Origin of the sequence: Actinomadura sp. NPDC000929 (genome assembly GCF_040492065.1) — a bacterium.
GTDB lineage: Bacteria > Actinomycetota > Actinomycetes > Streptosporangiales > Streptosporangiaceae > Spirillospora > Spirillospora verrucosospora.
In genome coordinates this window covers 1-15586 of sequence record NZ_JBEUPA010000015.1, presented here as the reverse complement: position 1 = coordinate 15586, position 15586 = coordinate 1, and the positions used below count along the sequence as shown (strand labels likewise).

Sequence of the window (15586 nt, the reverse complement as noted above, 5' to 3'; positions counted from 1 at the left end):
CCCGGGCGGCCTTGCCGAGCTGAGGAGAGCCGATGCGCGATGGTCTGGAGCTGGCCGGGCGGTACCGGCTGGAGGCGCCTCTCGGCAAGGGCGGCATGGGGGAGGTGTGGCAGGGCGTCGACCTGCGGCTCCGCCGCCCCGTGGCGGTGAAGATCCTGACGTTGAGCGGGGACGTCGACGGGGCCGGGGTCGCGCGGTTCCGGCGGGAGGCGGAGATCGCCGCGACCCTGAACCATCCCGGCATCACCACGGTGTTCGACGTCGACGAGCACACCGACGGGGGGCTGCGCCTGCTGTTCCTGGTGATGGAGCTGATGCGGGGGCGCGACCTGGCCTCGGTCCTGCGCGACAGGCCGGCCGGGCTGCCCGCCGCGCAGGTGACGGACTGGGCGGTGCAGATCCTCGACGCCCTGGCCGCCGCCCACCGGCGCGGGGTCGTGCACCGGGACATCAAGCCGGCCAACCTCTTCCTGACCGACACCGGGCAGGTGAAGGTCTGCGACTTCGGGATCGCCCGCCTCGCCGACGCCACCAAGATCACCGCTACGGGGTCGTCGGCGGGGACGCCGGTCTACATGGCGCCCGAGCAGATCGAGGGCCACGCCGTCGACGAGCGCACCGACCTGTACGCCTTCGGCTGCGTGCTCTACCAGCTGCTCACCGGGACCACCTGGGTGGACACCGAATCCAGCGCCGGCGCCATCCTCTACCAGCACCTCAACAAGGCCCCGGCGCCCCCGCGATCCGTCCGGCCCGACATCGACGACCGCCTGAGCGCCCTGGTCCTGGACCTGCTGGCCAAGCAGCCCGACGCGCGTCCGAGGGACGCGGCCACCGTCGCCGAACGCCTGCGCGGCCTCGCCGCCCGCCCGCCGTTTCGCGGCGAGCCGATGGGGCCGCAGCATGTCCCTCCCGAACAGCGCGGCGGACACCCCCGGACTCCACAGCCCCAGATGGCGAGCCACCCCACGGTGGCGGTCCAGCGCGGCGGCGCCGGCACCGCGATCGCCGCGATGGCGCTGGCCCTGCTGTGCGTTCCGGGGCTCCTGATCATGCTCCTCCGCTCCGCCTATGACCTGGATCTCCCCGATTCGCCGGGCGCGGTGCTGGCCAATGTGAACATGGCGGTGGGCGTGGCAGAGCCGGTCGCGCTCGTCGCCGGAGCGTGGCTGCTGTCCAGGCACAGATCGGCAGGACGCTGGACGATCGTGATGACCGCCGGCCTGGTGGCCCAGCGCATGTGCGCCAGGGGGGACGAGTACGGTTGGGGCCCTCTAGTGATCGTTTTCATTCTTGCGGTCGCTGCCCTGATCATGGCCGCACTCCCGGCTACCGGCCGCTGGTGCCTGCGGCGAAGCTAGCTCGCCGTCCGGCGCACAGGTACTGCCCAGAAGCCCGAGCGAGGAGTGGGGACGAACGGAGGAGACCCGTGCTCACCCTGGCGCAGATCGCTGAGGATCCGGACTCCCTGCGGAGCCGTCTGGAGTCGCCCGACGGCGTGCCCCTCGTCTTTCGTCCCTTGGCCCGAACCGACGCCGAGAGCCTGGCCGGCTTTCTCGCCGCGCTTTCTCCCGAGTCCCGCAGGTTCAGCGGGTTCGACGGCGACGACCTGGCGGCAGCGCAGGAGTTGTGTGCGGCCATCGCGCGCTACGACAAGCTCCGCTTGGTGCTGGAGGAAGAAGCGTCAGCCAGGATCGTGGGGCTGCTGGAGTTCAGCCTCTCGCTGCCGGAAGGCGACCTCGTGCGCTACCGCAGAGCCGGAATCCACCTTGGTGAGGCGACCGACTGCCGGTTCGGCCTGACGCTGGCCGACGACCACCAGGGCAAGGGGCTGGCGACGCTGGTCTTGCCGCTCGTCTGCGAGGTCGCCCGGCGGCTCGGCAAACGCAGGATCATCCTGTGGGGCGGCGTTCTGGCCGACAACCCCCGCGCCATCCGCTACTACGAGAAGAACGGCTTCCGGCGGGTCGGCTCCTTCGCCGGGCCGGACGGTCAGACGTCCCTGGACATGATCCTGGACATCGATCCCCGATGAACGGGCTGGGCACGGCACGCATCGTGCCTGGGTGGGACGTCCATATCCTCTGATCTCGTCGCCGTCCGTGGGTATCCGACCGCTCTCGCGATCGCGATGGGAACCGGATGGGGGCGGCTCGGCAACAACGGGTGTTCCGACCCGAAGCCGAGAGGCCGTGTATGAGCACTGCGAGTGAAGAGGACGCCGATGACGCCTCCGTCATCAGGCGGTCCCGGCAGGAGCCCGAGGCGTTCGCCGAGGTGTTCCGCCGGTACGCCCCGGACATCAAGCGGTACGTGATCCGCCGGCTGGGCGCCGACGCCGCCGAGGACGTGGTGGCCGAGACGTTCCTGGCGGCGTTCCGGCAGCGCGACCGGTACGACCTGTCCCGTCCGAACGCGCGGCCCTGGCTGTACGGGATCGCCACCAATCTGATGGGCCGCCATGTGCGGGCGGAGGTGCGGCAGCTGCGCGTCCTGGAGCGGATGGGCACCGACCCCGTGATGGAGCCGTTCACCGAGCGCAGCGACGAGCGGCTCAGCGCGGGGGCGTCCGGCAGGGCGCTGGCGAGCGCGCTGGCCGCGCTGCCGAGGGGGCACCGCGACGCGCTGCTGCTGGTCGCCTGGGGTGATCTCAGCTACGCCGAGGCCGCGCAGGCCCTGGGCGTGCGCGTCGGGACGGTGCGGTCCCGCATCAACCGGGCCCGGCACAAGCTCCGCAGGCACCTCGGTGCGACCGAACCCGTGATCTACGTCAGTGAGGAGCCCGTCCATGAATGAGATGACCGAGCTTGAGCGGTTCCGCTCGGACGTTCCCGAGCTCGACCTGACCGACGTGCGGGCCGAGGAGCGCCGGCTGCTGAGCGTCATGCGGGACACGGCGCCGAACCCCGGGCGTTCCAGGCCCGTCCTCGGCCGGACCCGGCGAGGGTGGATCGGTCTGGCGGCGGGACTGGCCGCTGCCGCCGCCACGGCCGGGGTCATCGCGGTCGGCACGGGCGAGGAGCCGGGTACCCGGCCGGTCGTGCACACGATGCCGGTGGCGTCGGTGCAGCTGCTCAAGCAGGCCGCCGACCACGCGGCCAAGTCCCCGGAGCTGCACCCGCGTCCCGGCCAGTTCCTGGTCTTCGAGTCGCGGACCATGGAAACCGTCGAGAGCAACTCCGGCGGTCGCCACGAACGCTACCTGGACCGGCAGGAACGGAAGATCTGGCTGCCCGTGGACGGCGACGCCACACGCGGAGTCCTGTGGGCCAGGACGCTGGAGCCGAAGCCGTATCCGGGATGGCCCGTCCCGGCCGTGGCCCGCCAGGGCGTGGGACGCAGCTCGATGTCCAAGGCCGCCGACTTCGACCGCCGCGCCGAGCACCTGCGCAGCGACTACGCCTACCTGAGCCGCCTGCCGGCCGATCCGGCCAAGATGTACCAGCACCTGTACATCGGCCTGGGCACCGGCCCCCAAGCCGACGCCACGGCGTGGCAGAACGTCGGCGGCATGCTCACCGAGGCCTACATGCCCCGCGCGCAGCGGGCCGCGCTGTTCCGGGCGGCGGCGGCCATCCACGGCGTCACCACCGTCGGCCGCGCGGTGGACGCGGCGGGCAGGACCGGCATCGCCGTCACGCTGGACCCGCTCGACGGCGGTATCCGCGAGGAGTACATCTTCGACGACAAGACCTACGAGTTCCTCGGCCGGCGCAGCGTCGTCACCAAGGCCGAGAAGGCGGAAGCCCCGGTCGGGAGCGTCCTGACCAACTCGGCACAGCTGAAGGTCTCCATCGCGGACCGCCCCCCGGCGGTGAACTGAGCCCGCGGCGCAGGCGGGGCCGGTCATCCCGACCGGCCCCGCCTCGCCTCGCGCTGTGCGGCAGGCTCCGGGCCGGTCAGGACGCCGTCGCGAGCGAAACGAACGCCACTGCCATGCCTGTGACGCACACGACCCCGGCGACCGCGAAGGCGAGCCGGTAGGGATGCTGCTCGACCCACGACACAAGGCCCGGGTACGTCTCGGCGAACTCCTTGGCGCTCACGGGACGGCCGGGCCCGCTGCACGGCACGCCGAGCGCGTCCGCCAACCAGGTGAGGTCCTCGCGCGAGTAGAGGCTGCCCTGCACTCTGAAGAGCAGGGCGCGCTGCGCGTCGAGCACGAACAGGCTCTCACCGGCCCCTCCGCGGGGCGCGATGATGCTCGCGCGCACCACCTCCGCGACGCGCGAGCGTGGCTCACGTTTCCGGCCGAACAGCCCTTGGACGACGAGCTCGTGAGCCGTCAGGGTGATCCGGGCGCTGAGAAGGGCCCCGATCGCCAAAGGGATCAGTAGGGCGAACAGGCCGCCCACGATCAGGGCGAACACGGTCGGGGCGTCGCCGATCAGGATCGCGGCGACGATGCCCGCGGCCGCCACCGCCACGACGACCAGAACGATCAGCCCCGTCCGGAAGTCCGGCCGGATCACGAGATCACCCTGCACACCGCTCACACCGACACCGCCCCTTCTCCGGCTGCTCAAGAGCCTGCCGCATCGTCGGCGATGCTCCGGCCGCCCAGAACCGATGCTCTCCTGACGGGACGCAGGTCCTCGCCGGGTTCATCTGGCCAGGACGTCGACACGGTCTCTGACGTCGGCGTATTCGTTCTCCGCGTCCTCGACGATCGCTTTCGGGGTCCGGCCTTCGCGGCGTTGGAGGTGGATTTCGGCGATGCGGGCGAGTTCGGGCTGTGGGCCGGTGCGCTCGTCGATGTCCTCGTCGGCCGTGTACGCCATGGAGGCATCGAAGGGGGCGACGCCGGCGGCGAGCAGGTAGAGCAGGTCGCACAGATCCTTGGCGACCGGGCCGACGTGGCCTTCGCTCCCGAACAGCACGACGGGTTGCCGTTCGATCGGAAGGCCTTCGTGGACGAGCCAGAATGCGACCCGCCCGCCGCCGTCCGCCGCGAACACGCGGAACTCCCGGTCGGCGTCGTCATTGCCGGTCCAGGACGCGACCGCCTTCGGCTCGAAGCGGTCGAACGTCTCGAAGTCGAGCCCGTCTAGTCCGGAGGCGTCCTGGTGGGCCTTCACCGCCCGCAGGGCGGCGGGGAGGAACTCGTGGGGGTCGGGGGCCGGCCAGAGCGGGATCGCCCGGGCATTCGGTGTCGCCGCCTCCAGCAGTTCCGGGTCGTTCTCGGCGCGTTCGTTGAGGGTCAGCAGGTACCAGATGAACCGGCCGTCCTCGTGGTACCGCACCTCGAACGTGCTCTCTTCGTCGCGGTGCAGTACGTGGACGAGGTTCCCGTACTCCGCGACCATGCTGTCCAGCGCCCGTGCGCGGGCCTCCGGCTCGGGCAGCGCGACCGTGAGGCCGTCCCGCAGCGGCGCGGGATAGGACTCGGTGATGTAGACCTTGGTGACATGGCCGATCACCGGACCGCGGCCGCGCACCCGGGGTGAGGGGTAGCGGCCGGGGACCCTCACAGTGGCCTTGTAAGCCATCTCCCAGCCTTGCTCCGGGACGCCCATACCGTCCCAGCCGTCCCTGGCGGGAAACATCGGCGGTGGACGCAGACCGTGGGCACGGTGCAACTCGGCCAGCCGAGGATCATCGGTGCGGCTGCCGAGCAGGCCTTCCAGCAAGGCGAAGGGCGGCGAAATGATCACACTTGGACGGTAGTGCACGCGCGTCCACACGCAGGGCCCGGATCCACACCGGGCCGTCTGATCCCGCCCATTTCGGCGGTGACCACGAGACCCCGTTCCGGGAATGGCCGGCGATCAGACTTCGTGCCGCCGATTCCCGTCGATGCGGTCGAGCTCTGTACGGTCTCTTCCGAGCCCGTGCGTGTAAGCGGGAAAAATCCAAAGCAGGAGAGAATCATGAAGGGTCTCACGAACCTTCTGACCATCCTCGTCGCAGCGCTCCTAGGCGGGTCCGTCGGCAGCGTGGTCTTCGTAGTCTCCATGGGCGACGTCATCAGCGGGGAGGACGTCGTAGGGGCCGTCATGCTGGGCGGTGCCGTCGGCACCATGTTCGCCGTCATCGCCAGCGCGGGCATCGTCCTTCTCGGCAAGGTCGCCTCGCGCGCCTTGCTGGGCTCCGGCCTCGCGACTCTTGGCCTGATCGTCTTCGGCGCCAGGGTGCCCCTCTTGTGCGTCATCGGCTTGGCCCTCCTCGCGGGCGTCCTCGCCGACCACATCGCCGGCCGCGCCGGTACCGTCGGCGCCGCTGGAACAGTGGCCCCGCAGGGGCAGCACCCCGAGTCCTCCGGTGACGCTTCGCAGAAGTAAGGCCGGAGAACCGACACCGACGGGCGGCCGGGACTCTGTTCCCGTCCGCCCGTCCGTTCGACGGCCACCTGCCACCGCCGACTCGCCGAACGAGGTGGCGTCTCAGACGACCTTGGTGATCTTGCATTCGATGCCCGAAGGGCCGATCGGCGCCTGCGCCGCGGTGGTCCCTTCGAAGGCGTTCGTGCCGCGGACCTCGAAGGTCTGGAGGCCGATCCGCTGGTGAGAGGCCGCGTCCAGAACCTCGACGGTGACCGAGTAGCGCGTCGCGTCGCCTGTGATCGTGCCGCTGACCGTCACCGTGCCCTGCGATCCGGCCGAGTTCACCTGGCATTCGACGTGGGCGCTGTAGTTCTTCGGGCCAAGGGACCGGGTGGTCCCGTCCAGCCCACCGACCAGGTACAGCACGACGAGTAGCCCCAAGAGCACTGGCAAAGCCACGGCGAGGACCATGAAGGTCTTCCGCCTCGGGCGCGAACGCGAGCCGTAATCATCACCGGCCATGGTCCACTCGTGAGTCGGCATCGCGGCACCGTCACCCCGATCGATCCTGATAGGCGAAGTTTGCGCAGGTCAGCTTATAGCCCAGTACCTGTGGTTTGATCGCGGGCGTCTGGTGGGGGACGGACCGGCACCGATTCCGCTGTCAGGTCAGCGCGGCAGAGAGTCCTGCTTGGCGCGGGCGAGGAGGTCGGCGAAGGCGCGGCGGGTGAGGGCGAGGTGCCCTGCGCCGGGAGCCTTGCTGTCGCGAACGGCGACCGCGTGGGGGAGCGCGGCCAGCTCGACGCAGTTACCGTGATCTTCCGACCGAGTGGATTTGCGCCAGTGAATGTTCATGTGAGCGAGTCCAGCGTCTTGGCGATGAAGGCACGGGATGCCTCGACGGACAGTGAGGACATGCCGATCTCGTCATACCGTATCGCTTGTTCCTGGATATCGACGGGATCAAGAGAGATGTGCCCCGTGGAGCCGACGGTGGCGAAGCCGAGGTCGCCGGTGGGAGTCTGCATGACGGTGAACCCGCCTCCGACGCCGCCGTAGCCGATCAGCTTGTCCGAGGTCACTCGCAGGTAGACGTTCGGCCACTCGGAGACTTCGAGAAGGTGGCCGAGTTGGTCGCGCATGACGTCCACGTCGCCGAAGGAGCGCAGCACTGCCGCGGTGTCGAGGATGGCCATGAGCTTGCAGGGGTTCTGCCGGATGAGGATTTCCTGACGGGCCAGGCGCTCTGCAACCGCCTCGTCGGCGTCCGTCCTGCGGCTCGACGTGAAGATGGCGCGGGCGTAGGCCTCGCGTTGGAGGAGCCCTGGGATCAGCGAGGGCTCGTAGGTCTTGATGAGGGTCGCGCGGCGTTCGTATTCCTTGAAAGTTTCCCACCAGTCCAGGTCTCGGGCGTTCTTGGCGTGTTTGACCAGGTTTTCGAAGAGGCTTTGAAGGCCCCATTCTTGATCTAAGACCCTGGCCCGTCCCGTGGGGAGCTGGACGTCCCCCGATTCATAGCGTGCGACAGTCGACCGATCGCAGTCGAGTATGACGGCCAGGGCGGCTCCGGAGATCCGTCGCATCTGGCGCTGTCTGCGCAGCTCAACGGCGATGAGATGCCAGAGCGAGAAGTCGGGGCGCAGGAAGTCGGCGCGGCTCATTCACTTTCCTCCGTCGTTGCATCTGCTGTACGAACCTTTCGAAATTAACTCGGTGCGGTCACGCTTGTCTCCGGAATGCCGAGAAAGGAGGGTGGTGGAAATGGCGGTAGAGGCCGTGGATGCGGGCGAGGTGGACATTTGTTGCCTTGCTGATCGGACCGTGCCGGGGATGGTGCGGACGGTGGTCGGGTTGCGGCTTTCGGAATGGGGGCTCGGGGTGGTGGCTGACAGCGTTCTCCTGATCGTGGCGGAGCTCGTCACCAATGCCGTGCGGGTCGCCGGGGAGCGGGAGATCCGGATCAGGTGCGTGCGGGAGGTGCGCGGCGTTTTGGTGGCTGTGTGGGATCCGTCTGAGGAGAGGCCCGTGACTCGGCCGGTGTTGGGGCCGGGGGATATGGGGCCGGACGCTCGGGCGCTGGATGACGGGTACGACGACGGGACCGGCGGGTGGGGGTTGCCGCTTGTGCAGGCGCTGGCATCCGCGTGCGGGGTGACCGGGGCCGCGCCCGGCAAGTGGGTGTGGGCGAGGGTCTCGTGCTGAGGCGGTGGCGGAGGCGGCAGAAAGCCGTCCGGTATCTGGATCTGTTGGCGCTCGCGGTCGGGGCGCTTGGGTGGCGGTGCGTGAAGCTGTACGGGCGCGAGTTCCCCACGCCGCTGCTCTGGGTGTACGCGAGCGGGGTCGCGGAAGACGTGGGCGTGGTCGTGAGGGCGCGGGCCGTTGGCGGTGCGTGGGTCTACCAGGACGTCCAGCGAGGCCGGGTCCTCTTCCCGTGCGGGGACGCCAAGGCTGCCGGGGAGCGGGTCGATTCCGTGCTGAAGGGGCGGTTGTTTCCGGCTACGTGGTGAGGCGGTGGCGCAGGCGGCGGATGTTCCGTTGGATCAGGGTTTCCTGGAGAGCCACCGTTGCCAGGGCCATGGCTGCTTCGGCGCCGGCTTGGGCTATTTCCTCTGGGGTCGGTGGGGTCGTTGTCTCCGCGGACGGGTCGTAGCGCAGGTCTTCAAGGTCGCCGACTATGTGCGCGGGTGTGTCCTGGAGGGCGGCCAGATCCTCCTCGCTCCACTCCGTCAGGCGTTCCCGCCATTCGGGTGGGGTGGCGACCTTGCCGCCTCGTCGGGGGCGGGCCTGGAAGCGGGCCGTGACGGCCTGGCGGATCCAGTCGGCGTGCTGGCCGCTCCAGGACGCCTGGCGGATGGCCGCGTTCATGGACGACAGGACCAGCGTCTCCGGGGCCGTCAGGCCGGTGTGGGCGCGTTCGGTGGGCATGGTGGGCGGTTCGGCGAGGGCGAGAAGGCCGATCGCCTCGGCGAAGCGTTGCCACAGGAGGCGCGGCGGCCTGCCCGGAGTGGTGACGATGCTGACGCGGGTGGCTCCCGCGTCCGACCAGCGTCGGGCCAGGCGGCCCAGGTCGAACGCCCGCCACAGGTGGGCCGACCGGTCCGTCTCGATGTGGTCCCGGCCCTTCTCGCGCTCGTTGGCGAGACCGGTCAGGTAGGTCCCGAAGCTCACCGAGCGGCCGTTGCGGATGTGCTGCTGCCAGAGGGAGGGCAGGGCCCAGCCGAGGCTGCGGGCCGTGACCACGACCTCGATGTCGTCGGCGCCCAGCGCGTCGAAGAAGCGGTGGATCGCGGGTGTTCGGATGACCGAAAGGGCCTCGGCCGAGAGGAGGACGGTGCCGGGCCTCGACTTCACGTCGTCCAGCAGCGTCCGCCAAGAGGTCGCTTCCTCGGAGGCGCGGTCGTGCGACACCCAGGGGAACTCCGCACCCAGCAGGCCGTAGGTCGCCCACTCGTGGTTGGCGACCGTCCGCTTCCCCCGGGCCCAGTCGGGGCTGACGGGGTAGCGGACGCCCGCCTTGGCGAGGGCGTCGGCGTTCGCCTGGAGCACCTGCTGCAGGAACGTCGTGCCCGACTTCTGCACGCCGATGTGAAGGATGATTCTCGCTGCCACCCGGGCCACTCCCCCCGCGACCTGTCGGTCACGAAGGGTAGTGGCCCGGACGGGTCAGGCGTGGGACGTGGTGATGGACTTGCCGAGGGCGCTGCCGCTGGTCCACTTGGAGAAGGGGAGCTGCCAGTAGCCCCAGCCGTTCGTCCACTGGAGGCTGCGCTTGGTGCCGGTGATGTTGACGATGTCGCCCCGGTAGGACCAGTGGAAGAACCACTGGGCGTCGCTGGAGGGCGAGCGGACGCAGCCGTGGCTGCAGTTGCGCCGGCCGAGGCAGGTCGGGTCGTCCATGTTCTGGTGGATGTACTCGCCGCTGTTGGAGATGCGGGTCGCCCACGGGACCTTCTCGTCGTACCAGCCCGGGTCGCCCTTCTTCTTGCCGGGCGGGCGCATGCGCTCCAGGCGGACGTGGTCCATGGTGAGGTGGACGCCGCTGGTGGTGAGCAGGTGGTCGACGCCGTCGCCCTGGACGTCGCCGCCGCTGCCGAGGCTCACGCCCCAGGTGCGGACGGTGCGGCCGTTCTTCTTCACGACGGCGCGGTGCGTCGTGGCGCTGATGTTGACGACGTGGGAGTCGCCGATCTTGAAGGTGCGGACCGTGTCGCGGTCGCCGAAGACGTTGTCGCCGATCTTCAGGCCCGCGAAGTGGACCTTGACGGTGACGGTCTGGTTCGCCTTCCACGGGTGCTTCGGGCGGAAGACGACCGAGGGCAGCCCGTTGAAGGACTCGCCCGCGCTCAGCCAGCGCCAGGCGCCCTCGGTGGGCGTCGTCGATGAGATCTCGATGGCGCGCTCGATGGCGGGCTTGGCCTTCTCCGGGACGGCCTTGTTGAACTGGACGAACACCGGCATGCCGGTGCCGACCGTCTCGTTCTGGCTGGGCACGACGTTGTTGACGCGGGTCGCCGCGGTCGAGCGGATCGTGCGGAACGCGCTCGTCGCGGTGGTGGACTTGCCCTTGTCGGACGTCGCCGTGGCCGACACCTGGTAGCTGCCGCCGGGCTGGAGCGTCCACGTCGAGCGCCACTTGGTCTTGTCGGCGGACAGAGCGCCGGGAACGTCGACGCCCTTCAACTTCACCTTGACGTCGCCGAGCTTGCCGCCCGCGGCGGTCACGGTGACGCCCTGGTCGGGACGCGCCTTGCCGCTGCCGTCCGCCGGAGTGATCGTCAACTGGGGGGCGCCGTCGTCGCCCTTCGTGGTCGTCCCGCCGCCGCCGTCGCCGCCGCTGCTTCCACCGCACGCGGTCGCCAGGCCCAGGACGAGCGCCATCACCAACGCCTTACCTCGCACCGTTCTCCCTCAACAGCCCGCCGGTTCCCGCGCGATGCGGGGCCGGCAACAAGATCGGTTGCGGAACGGCCTTTATTCCGGCCCGCCCGGAGGCGGGACGGCCGGGTTCGGCGTCCGACTCACCTATAGACGTCCATGGTCTCGCAGAGGTTCGCATGCGGTGGCCACTTCGCATGATCTTTCTGGGGCCACGGCCCGGCGCGCGGCCGCGGAGACCGTCCCGTCGATCTTCTCTTCAAGACTGCGGCGGCCCCGGTTAAAAGCGGCGATTTGTGCTCTGACCAGGTGCGATGCTGATCACCGGCCGCCAGCGACGGCCCCCGCAAGGTGCTTGTCTGTGAAGGGGACGCGCGATGAGAGCCCAGGGGCTGAGTTTCTCCGTCGACTCCGGCTCGGCCCCTCCGGAACTGCTTTCGGCGGGCGGCCGGCCGGTCACCCCGCGAAGGACGCGGATGCTCGCCGGGCTGTTCCCGGTGAGCCTCGCCGTCCTGGACGGCTGCGCGACGGCGGTCGCCGTGTCCCTCACCGGGGGCGGCGACCTGCCGGGCCTCGCCGCGTTAACGGTCGTCGCGCTCAACGGCGCGGGCGGGCTGTACCGGGCGCGCCGCGCGCCGGCCCTGCTCTCCGACGCGCCGCCGCTCGTCCTCCGCACGCTGCTCGTCTGCGGGATCGCGGCGCTGCTGCGGGCGGACGCCTCGGCCTGGCTGTGGACGGCGGCCCTCTGCGGGACGGTCCAGCTCAGCGGGCGCGCGTGCGCGAACGCGATGGTCCGCACGTACCGGACCCGGCGCTCCCGGGCCCGGTCCGCGCTGGTCGTCGGGACGGGCGGGGCCTCCGCCCACGTGCTCGACGTCCTGCGCGAGCGCGCCGACCTCGGGCTCGCGGTGGCGGGGCAGGTGTCCGCGGGGGACCCGGAGGGGCCCCCGGGCGCGGCGCCCGTCCTCGGGGAGACCTCCGACCTGCCCGCGCTCGTCGAGGCGCACGGGATCGAGACGCTGGTCGTCGTGGCCGAGGACGTGCGGCCCGACCGGCTGGACGCGGTGCTGCGGACGTCGTTCGCGCTGCCCTGCGAGACGCTGCTCGTCCAGCCGCCCTCGGACGTCGTCCCGGTGGCGCCGGGGCGGCGCGAGTACCTCGCGGGGCTGCCGTGCGCGCGGATCGAGTGGGGGCTGCGCGCCCCGGCGGCCCGCCGCGCCAAGCGGGTCCTCGACGTCGTCGTGGCGGTCCTGGTCCTCCTGCTCGCGCTGCCGGTGCTCGCGGCGTGCGCGGTCGCCGTCCGGTCCGAGGGCGGTCCCGGCGTGCTGTTCCGGCAGCGGCGGATCGGGCTCGGCGGCGAGGAGTTCGTCCTGCTGAAGTTCCGGACGCTGAAGCCCGCGGACGAGCGGGAGGCCGACACCCGCTGGACGGTCAAGGACGACGAGCGGATGGGGCGGGTCGGCCGGTTCCTGCGCGCCACGTCCCTGGACGAGCTCCCGCAGCTGTGGAACGTCATCCGCGGCGACATGAGCCTCGTCGGCCCGCGCCCGGAGCGGCCGCACTTCGTGGAGCAGTTCTCCCGGACCTGCCCCGGCTACGCGGCGCGGCACCGCGTCCCGGCCGGGATGACGGGCTGGGCGCAGATCCACGGGTTCCGGGGCGACACGTCCATCGAGCTGCGGGCGAGGCTCGACAACCACTACATCGACCACTGGTCGTTCACCGGCGACCTGAGGATCCTGCTGCTGACGGCGCGGGCGATGCTCTTCCGGGACCCCGCATGACGACCTACGCCGCCGCTCCGCTCCTCGCGAGGCCGCTGCCGAGGCGCCCGAGCCTGCTCGTCGCGGCGACCGTGGCGTGCGCCGGGATCCCGCCCGGCGCGCAGGCGCCCGGGGCCGGCACGCAGGTCACGGCCGGGGACGTCGCCAGCGCCGTGCTCGTGCTGGTCGCGGCCGGGATGCTCGCCACGGGCCGGGCGCGGCTGCCGCGCCGGGCGCTGCCGGCGTTCGGGCCGCTGGTCGCGGCGCTCGGGATCAGCACCGTGCACTCGGCCGACATCGGGACCAGCCTCGCCGGGTTCGTCCGCGACCTTCAGGTCTTCGTGCTGGTGCCGCTCGCCGTGGTCGTGCTCGTCCGGGACCGGCGCGACCTCGCCACCGTCTGCTGGGCGGTGCTCGGCCTCGGCCTCGCGGAGGCGGTGTACGGGATCTGGCAGGCGGTCACCGGGAACGGCGCGTCGATGGGCGGCCAGAACATCCGCGCGGTCGGGACGTTCGGCGCGCTCGACGTGATGGCCATGTCGGTCGTCGTCGGGTTCGCGTTCCTCGTGCTGACCGCGTTCGCGCTGACGGCGCCCCGGCACGGCGCCGCCGCCGTCCCGTCCGCGCTCGCCGGGATCGCCGTCATGGGCGCGGCGCTGGCGCTCGCGCTCAGCCGCGGGACGTGGATCGCGCTCGGCGCCGCCGCTCTGCTGACCCTGGTGCTGTTCGACCGGTGGACGGCCGTCAAGGTGCTGACCTGCTGCGGCGCGCTGATGCTCGTCCTGCTCGGCGCCGTGGGCGGCGGGTCCCAGGCCGTCGTGGAGCGCGCGAAGTCGACGGTGGGCTCGGTCAGCGACCCGGACCAGTCCGTGGACGACCGCTACAACCTGTGGGCGGCGGCCGTCCGGATCTGGGAGGAGCACCCGGTCACCGGCGTCGGGGTGAAGAACTTCCCGGCCTACCGCGACACCTACGCGACGATCGAGCTGTCGTCCGGCAGCGAGACCGCCGACCCCGTCAACGGCTACGTGCGGCAGCCGCTGCTGTCGCCGCACAACGAGTACCTGCTGTTCCTGTCCGAGCAGGGGGCGGTGGGCCTCGCGGGGTTCGCCGCGCTGCTCGCCGCGATCGCCGCCGGGCTGTGGAGGCGCCGCGACGCCCGCGACCCGTTCTGGCTGGCGAGCGTCGCGCTCCTGGCCTTCCTGCTGATCAACTTCCTGTACGCGGACCTGGGCGGGCCCACGTGCGCGCTCGTCGGCGTCGTCCTCGGCCTCACGGCGGCCCGCGCGTTCGGGGCGGCCGGCGTCTCCGGGAGCGCGCCGTGACCGGGCGCGGCGGGCGGCCTCCCGGCGGTTCCGTGGGACGGGCCGCGATGGTGTCGGGAGTGCTCATCGCGGCGGGCACCGGGCTGGGGTTCCTGCGCGACCTCGTCATGGCGGACCTGTTCGGCGCCAGCGGCAGCACGGACGCGTTCCTCGTGGCCTGGACGATCCCCGAGACCGTCTCGCCGCTGCTGATCGAGGACGCCATGGCGCTGCTCATGGTCCCCGTCGTCACGCGGCTCCTCGCGCGCGGGGACGGCCTGCGCCCCCTCGTCGGCACGGCCCTGCCGCGCATGGTGCTCGGCCTGTCGGTCATCACCGGTGCGCTCGCCGTCGCGGCGCCCACCGTGGTGGACGTCCTCGCGCCCGGCCTCTCCGAGCAGGGCCCGGCCGTCCAGTGCGTCCGGCTGACCGCGGTCACCGTCGTCACGTTCGGCGTCGCGGGCTTCATGAGCGCGACGCTGCGCGCCCACCACCGGTTCGGGCCGCCGGCCGCCATCTACCTCGCCTACAACGTCGGCATCCTCGCGCTGATCGCGGGCCTGTCCGGCGCCGTCGGCGTCACCAGCGCGGCGGTCGGGGTCGCCTGCGGCAGCTTCCTGATGGTCGCGGTGCAGCTCCCGGCTTTCCTGCGCTGCCTGCGGGACGCGCCCGCGGGACCGGACGCGGCGCCGTCCGGGAGCGTGGACGTGCGGCTCGGCCTGGCGGCCATCGCCCCCATCGTCGTCTACACGGTCACGCGGCAGTCGCAGGTGTTCGTGGAGCGGTTCATCGGGGCCGGGCTGGCCGCCGGGTCGATCTCGCACCTGAACTACGCGCAGAAGGTCGCGCAGGTGCCGATGGTGCTGTCGCTGCTGATCGTGACGGTGACGTTCCCGAGGCTCGCCCGCGCGTCGGCGGACGGCGACACCGCGCAGGTCGCCCGCCGCATCCGGCAGGACCTCGCCGTCGCGAGCGCGATGGTGCTGGCCGCGACCGCGTTCCTGGTCGCGTTCGCCCCGGTCGTCATCGGGGTCCTGTTCGAGCACGGCGAGTTCACGTCCGCCGACACCGCGAGCACCGCGGCCATCCTGCGCGTGTACGCGCTCGGCCTGTGGGGGCAGATGGCCGTCGGCCTCGCCGCCCGCGCGTTCTTCGCGCAGAAGAAGCCGACCTGGCGCCCGGCGGCCGTGCTCGCCGCGGGGCTGGCCGTCACGGCGGCGATCGGCGGCGCGTTCGCCGCGTCCGCCGGGACGCTCGCGCTGGCCGCCGCGAACGCCGCCGGCATCACCCTCGCCGCCGTCCTGATGCTCGCCGGGCTGCGCCGCGGCGTCGCGCCCGTCCCGCTCCCCGTTCCGGGAATGGCCGGCGATCAGACTTCGTG

At 71.4% G+C, this 15586-nt stretch carries 16 protein-coding genes; 9 read left to right on the top strand and 7 right to left on the bottom strand.

Annotated elements, in window-relative coordinates:
- Positions 1-32 precede the first annotated feature (32 nt).
- The 4 genes from ABWI04_RS08420 (at position 33) to ABWI04_RS08405 (ending at position 3823) form a co-directional block, all read left to right on the top strand.
- Positions 33-1361: a serine/threonine-protein kinase gene (locus tag ABWI04_RS08420; protein ID WP_353831974.1), complete on the top strand. Its 1329-nt coding sequence runs from the start codon at positions 33-35 to the stop codon at positions 1359-1361.
- A gap of 68 nt (positions 1362-1429) precedes the next feature.
- Entirely contained in the window at positions 1430-2035 is a 606-nt protein-coding gene (locus tag ABWI04_RS08415; RefSeq protein ID WP_353831973.1) for a GNAT family N-acetyltransferase, read from the top strand.
- A 161-nt stretch (positions 2036-2196) separates the two neighbouring features.
- Positions 2197-2796 (top strand): RNA polymerase sigma factor, encoded by a 600-nt coding sequence (locus ABWI04_RS08410; RefSeq protein WP_345177946.1) that lies wholly within the window; start codon positions 2197-2199, stop codon positions 2794-2796.
- Positions 2789-3823, top strand: coding sequence for a CU044_5270 family protein (locus ABWI04_RS08405; RefSeq protein WP_353831972.1), 1035 nt, complete (start codon positions 2789-2791; stop codon positions 3821-3823). The genes ABWI04_RS08410 and ABWI04_RS08405 overlap by 8 nt, the downstream gene beginning before the upstream one ends.
- A gap of 76 nt (positions 3824-3899) precedes the next feature.
- Here ABWI04_RS08405 and ABWI04_RS08400 read toward each other — a convergent pair whose 3' ends face one another.
- Both ABWI04_RS08400 and ABWI04_RS08395 read right to left on the bottom strand, forming a co-directional pair.
- Complete coding sequence (locus ABWI04_RS08400; protein ID WP_353831971.1) at positions 3900-4496, bottom strand: hypothetical protein; 597 nt, start codon at positions 4494-4496, stop codon at positions 3900-3902.
- Between the two features lie 108 nt (positions 4497-4604).
- A complete protein-coding gene (locus ABWI04_RS08395; RefSeq protein WP_353831970.1) occupies positions 4605-5654 on the bottom strand; it encodes a hypothetical protein in 1050 nt (349 codons plus the stop codon).
- A 216-nt stretch (positions 5655-5870) separates the two neighbouring features.
- Between ABWI04_RS08395 and ABWI04_RS08390 the strand changes: the two genes are divergently transcribed.
- Positions 5871-6281 (top strand): hypothetical protein, encoded by a 411-nt coding sequence (locus tag ABWI04_RS08390; RefSeq protein ID WP_353831969.1) that lies wholly within the window; start codon positions 5871-5873, stop codon positions 6279-6281.
- 102 nt (positions 6282-6383) lie between these two features.
- Here ABWI04_RS08390 and ABWI04_RS08385 read toward each other — a convergent pair whose 3' ends face one another.
- From ABWI04_RS08385 to ABWI04_RS08375, 3 genes are all read right to left on the bottom strand, one after another.
- Positions 6384-6806: a hypothetical protein gene (locus tag ABWI04_RS08385; protein WP_353831968.1), complete on the bottom strand. Its 423-nt coding sequence runs from the start codon at positions 6804-6806 to the stop codon at positions 6384-6386.
- A gap of 126 nt (positions 6807-6932) precedes the next feature.
- Entirely contained in the window at positions 6933-7118 is a 186-nt protein-coding gene (locus ABWI04_RS08380; protein WP_353831966.1) for a DUF397 domain-containing protein, read from the bottom strand.
- Positions 7115-7924 (bottom strand): helix-turn-helix domain-containing protein, encoded by an 810-nt coding sequence (locus tag ABWI04_RS08375; RefSeq protein ID WP_353831965.1) that lies wholly within the window; start codon positions 7922-7924, stop codon positions 7115-7117. The genes ABWI04_RS08380 and ABWI04_RS08375 overlap by 4 nt, the downstream gene beginning before the upstream one ends.
- 100 nt (positions 7925-8024) lie before the next feature.
- On the opposite strand from ABWI04_RS08375, the gene ABWI04_RS08370 reads away from it, so the two are divergent.
- Positions 8025-8465, top strand: a complete 441-nt coding sequence (locus tag ABWI04_RS08370; protein WP_345177966.1) for an ATP-binding protein — start codon at positions 8025-8027, stop codon at positions 8463-8465.
- Between the two features lie 294 nt (positions 8466-8759).
- On the opposite strand, the gene ABWI04_RS08365 is transcribed toward ABWI04_RS08370, so the two are convergent.
- Together ABWI04_RS08365 and ABWI04_RS08360 are read right to left on the bottom strand one after the other, a co-directional pair.
- The gene (locus tag ABWI04_RS08365) at positions 8760-9872 is read right to left on the bottom strand and encodes a hypothetical protein (protein WP_345177967.1); all 1113 of its coding nucleotides are present in this window, start codon (positions 9870-9872) and stop codon (positions 8760-8762) included.
- Between the two features lie 54 nt (positions 9873-9926).
- Positions 9927-11141 carry a L,D-transpeptidase gene (locus tag ABWI04_RS08360; protein ID WP_345177970.1) on the bottom strand — a complete coding sequence of 405 codons (1215 nt, stop codon included), beginning with the start codon at positions 11139-11141 and terminating at the stop codon, positions 9927-9929.
- A 374-nt stretch (positions 11142-11515) separates the two neighbouring features.
- On the opposite strand from ABWI04_RS08360, the gene ABWI04_RS08355 reads away from it, so the two are divergent.
- The 3 genes from ABWI04_RS08355 to ABWI04_RS08345 form a co-directional block, all read left to right on the top strand.
- Entirely contained in the window at positions 11516-12922 is a 1407-nt protein-coding gene (locus ABWI04_RS08355) for an exopolysaccharide biosynthesis polyprenyl glycosylphosphotransferase (protein WP_345177971.1), read from the top strand.
- Positions 12919-14226 (top strand): O-antigen ligase family protein, encoded by a 1308-nt coding sequence (locus ABWI04_RS08350; RefSeq protein WP_353831964.1) that lies wholly within the window; start codon positions 12919-12921, stop codon positions 14224-14226. Before ABWI04_RS08355 ends, ABWI04_RS08350 begins: the two co-directional genes overlap by 4 nt.
- Positions 14223-15586: lipid II flippase MurJ (locus tag ABWI04_RS08345; protein WP_353831963.1), on the top strand; the 1364-nt coding region annotated here is incomplete at its 3' end. The genes ABWI04_RS08350 and ABWI04_RS08345, both read left to right, overlap by 4 nt.

Bases quoted from the DNA above. Each gene is read 5' to 3' on its own strand.
- ABWI04_RS08420 (WP_353831974.1), top strand. From the start codon at position 33: ATGCGCGATGGTCTGGAGCTGGCCGGGCGGTACCGGCTGGAGGCGCCT.
- ABWI04_RS08410 (WP_345177946.1), top strand. From the start codon at position 2,197: ATGAGCACTGCGAGTGAAGAGGACGCCGATGACGCCTCCGTCATCAGG.
- ABWI04_RS08405 (WP_353831972.1), top strand. From the start codon at position 2,789: ATGAATGAGATGACCGAGCTTGAGCGGTTCCGCTCGGACGTTCCCGAG.
- ABWI04_RS08390 (WP_353831969.1), top strand. From the start codon at position 5,871: ATGAAGGGTCTCACGAACCTTCTGACCATCCTCGTCGCAGCGCTCCTA.
- ABWI04_RS08385 (WP_353831968.1), bottom strand. From the start codon at position 6,806: ATGCCGACTCACGAGTGGACCATGGCCGGTGATGATTACGGCTCGCGT.
- ABWI04_RS08380 (WP_353831966.1), bottom strand. From the start codon at position 7,118: ATGAACATTCACTGGCGCAAATCCACTCGGTCGGAAGATCACGGTAAC.
- ABWI04_RS08375 (WP_353831965.1), bottom strand. From the start codon at position 7,924: ATGAGCCGCGCCGACTTCCTGCGCCCCGACTTCTCGCTCTGGCATCTC.
- ABWI04_RS08370 (WP_345177966.1), top strand. From the start codon at position 8,025: ATGGCGGTAGAGGCCGTGGATGCGGGCGAGGTGGACATTTGTTGCCTT.
- ABWI04_RS08360 (WP_345177970.1), bottom strand. From the start codon at position 11,141: ATGGCGCTCGTCCTGGGCCTGGCGACCGCGTGCGGTGGAAGCAGCGGC.
- ABWI04_RS08355 (WP_345177971.1), top strand. From the start codon at position 11,516: ATGAGAGCCCAGGGGCTGAGTTTCTCCGTCGACTCCGGCTCGGCCCCT.
- ABWI04_RS08350 (WP_353831964.1), top strand. From the start codon at position 12,919: ATGACGACCTACGCCGCCGCTCCGCTCCTCGCGAGGCCGCTGCCGAGG.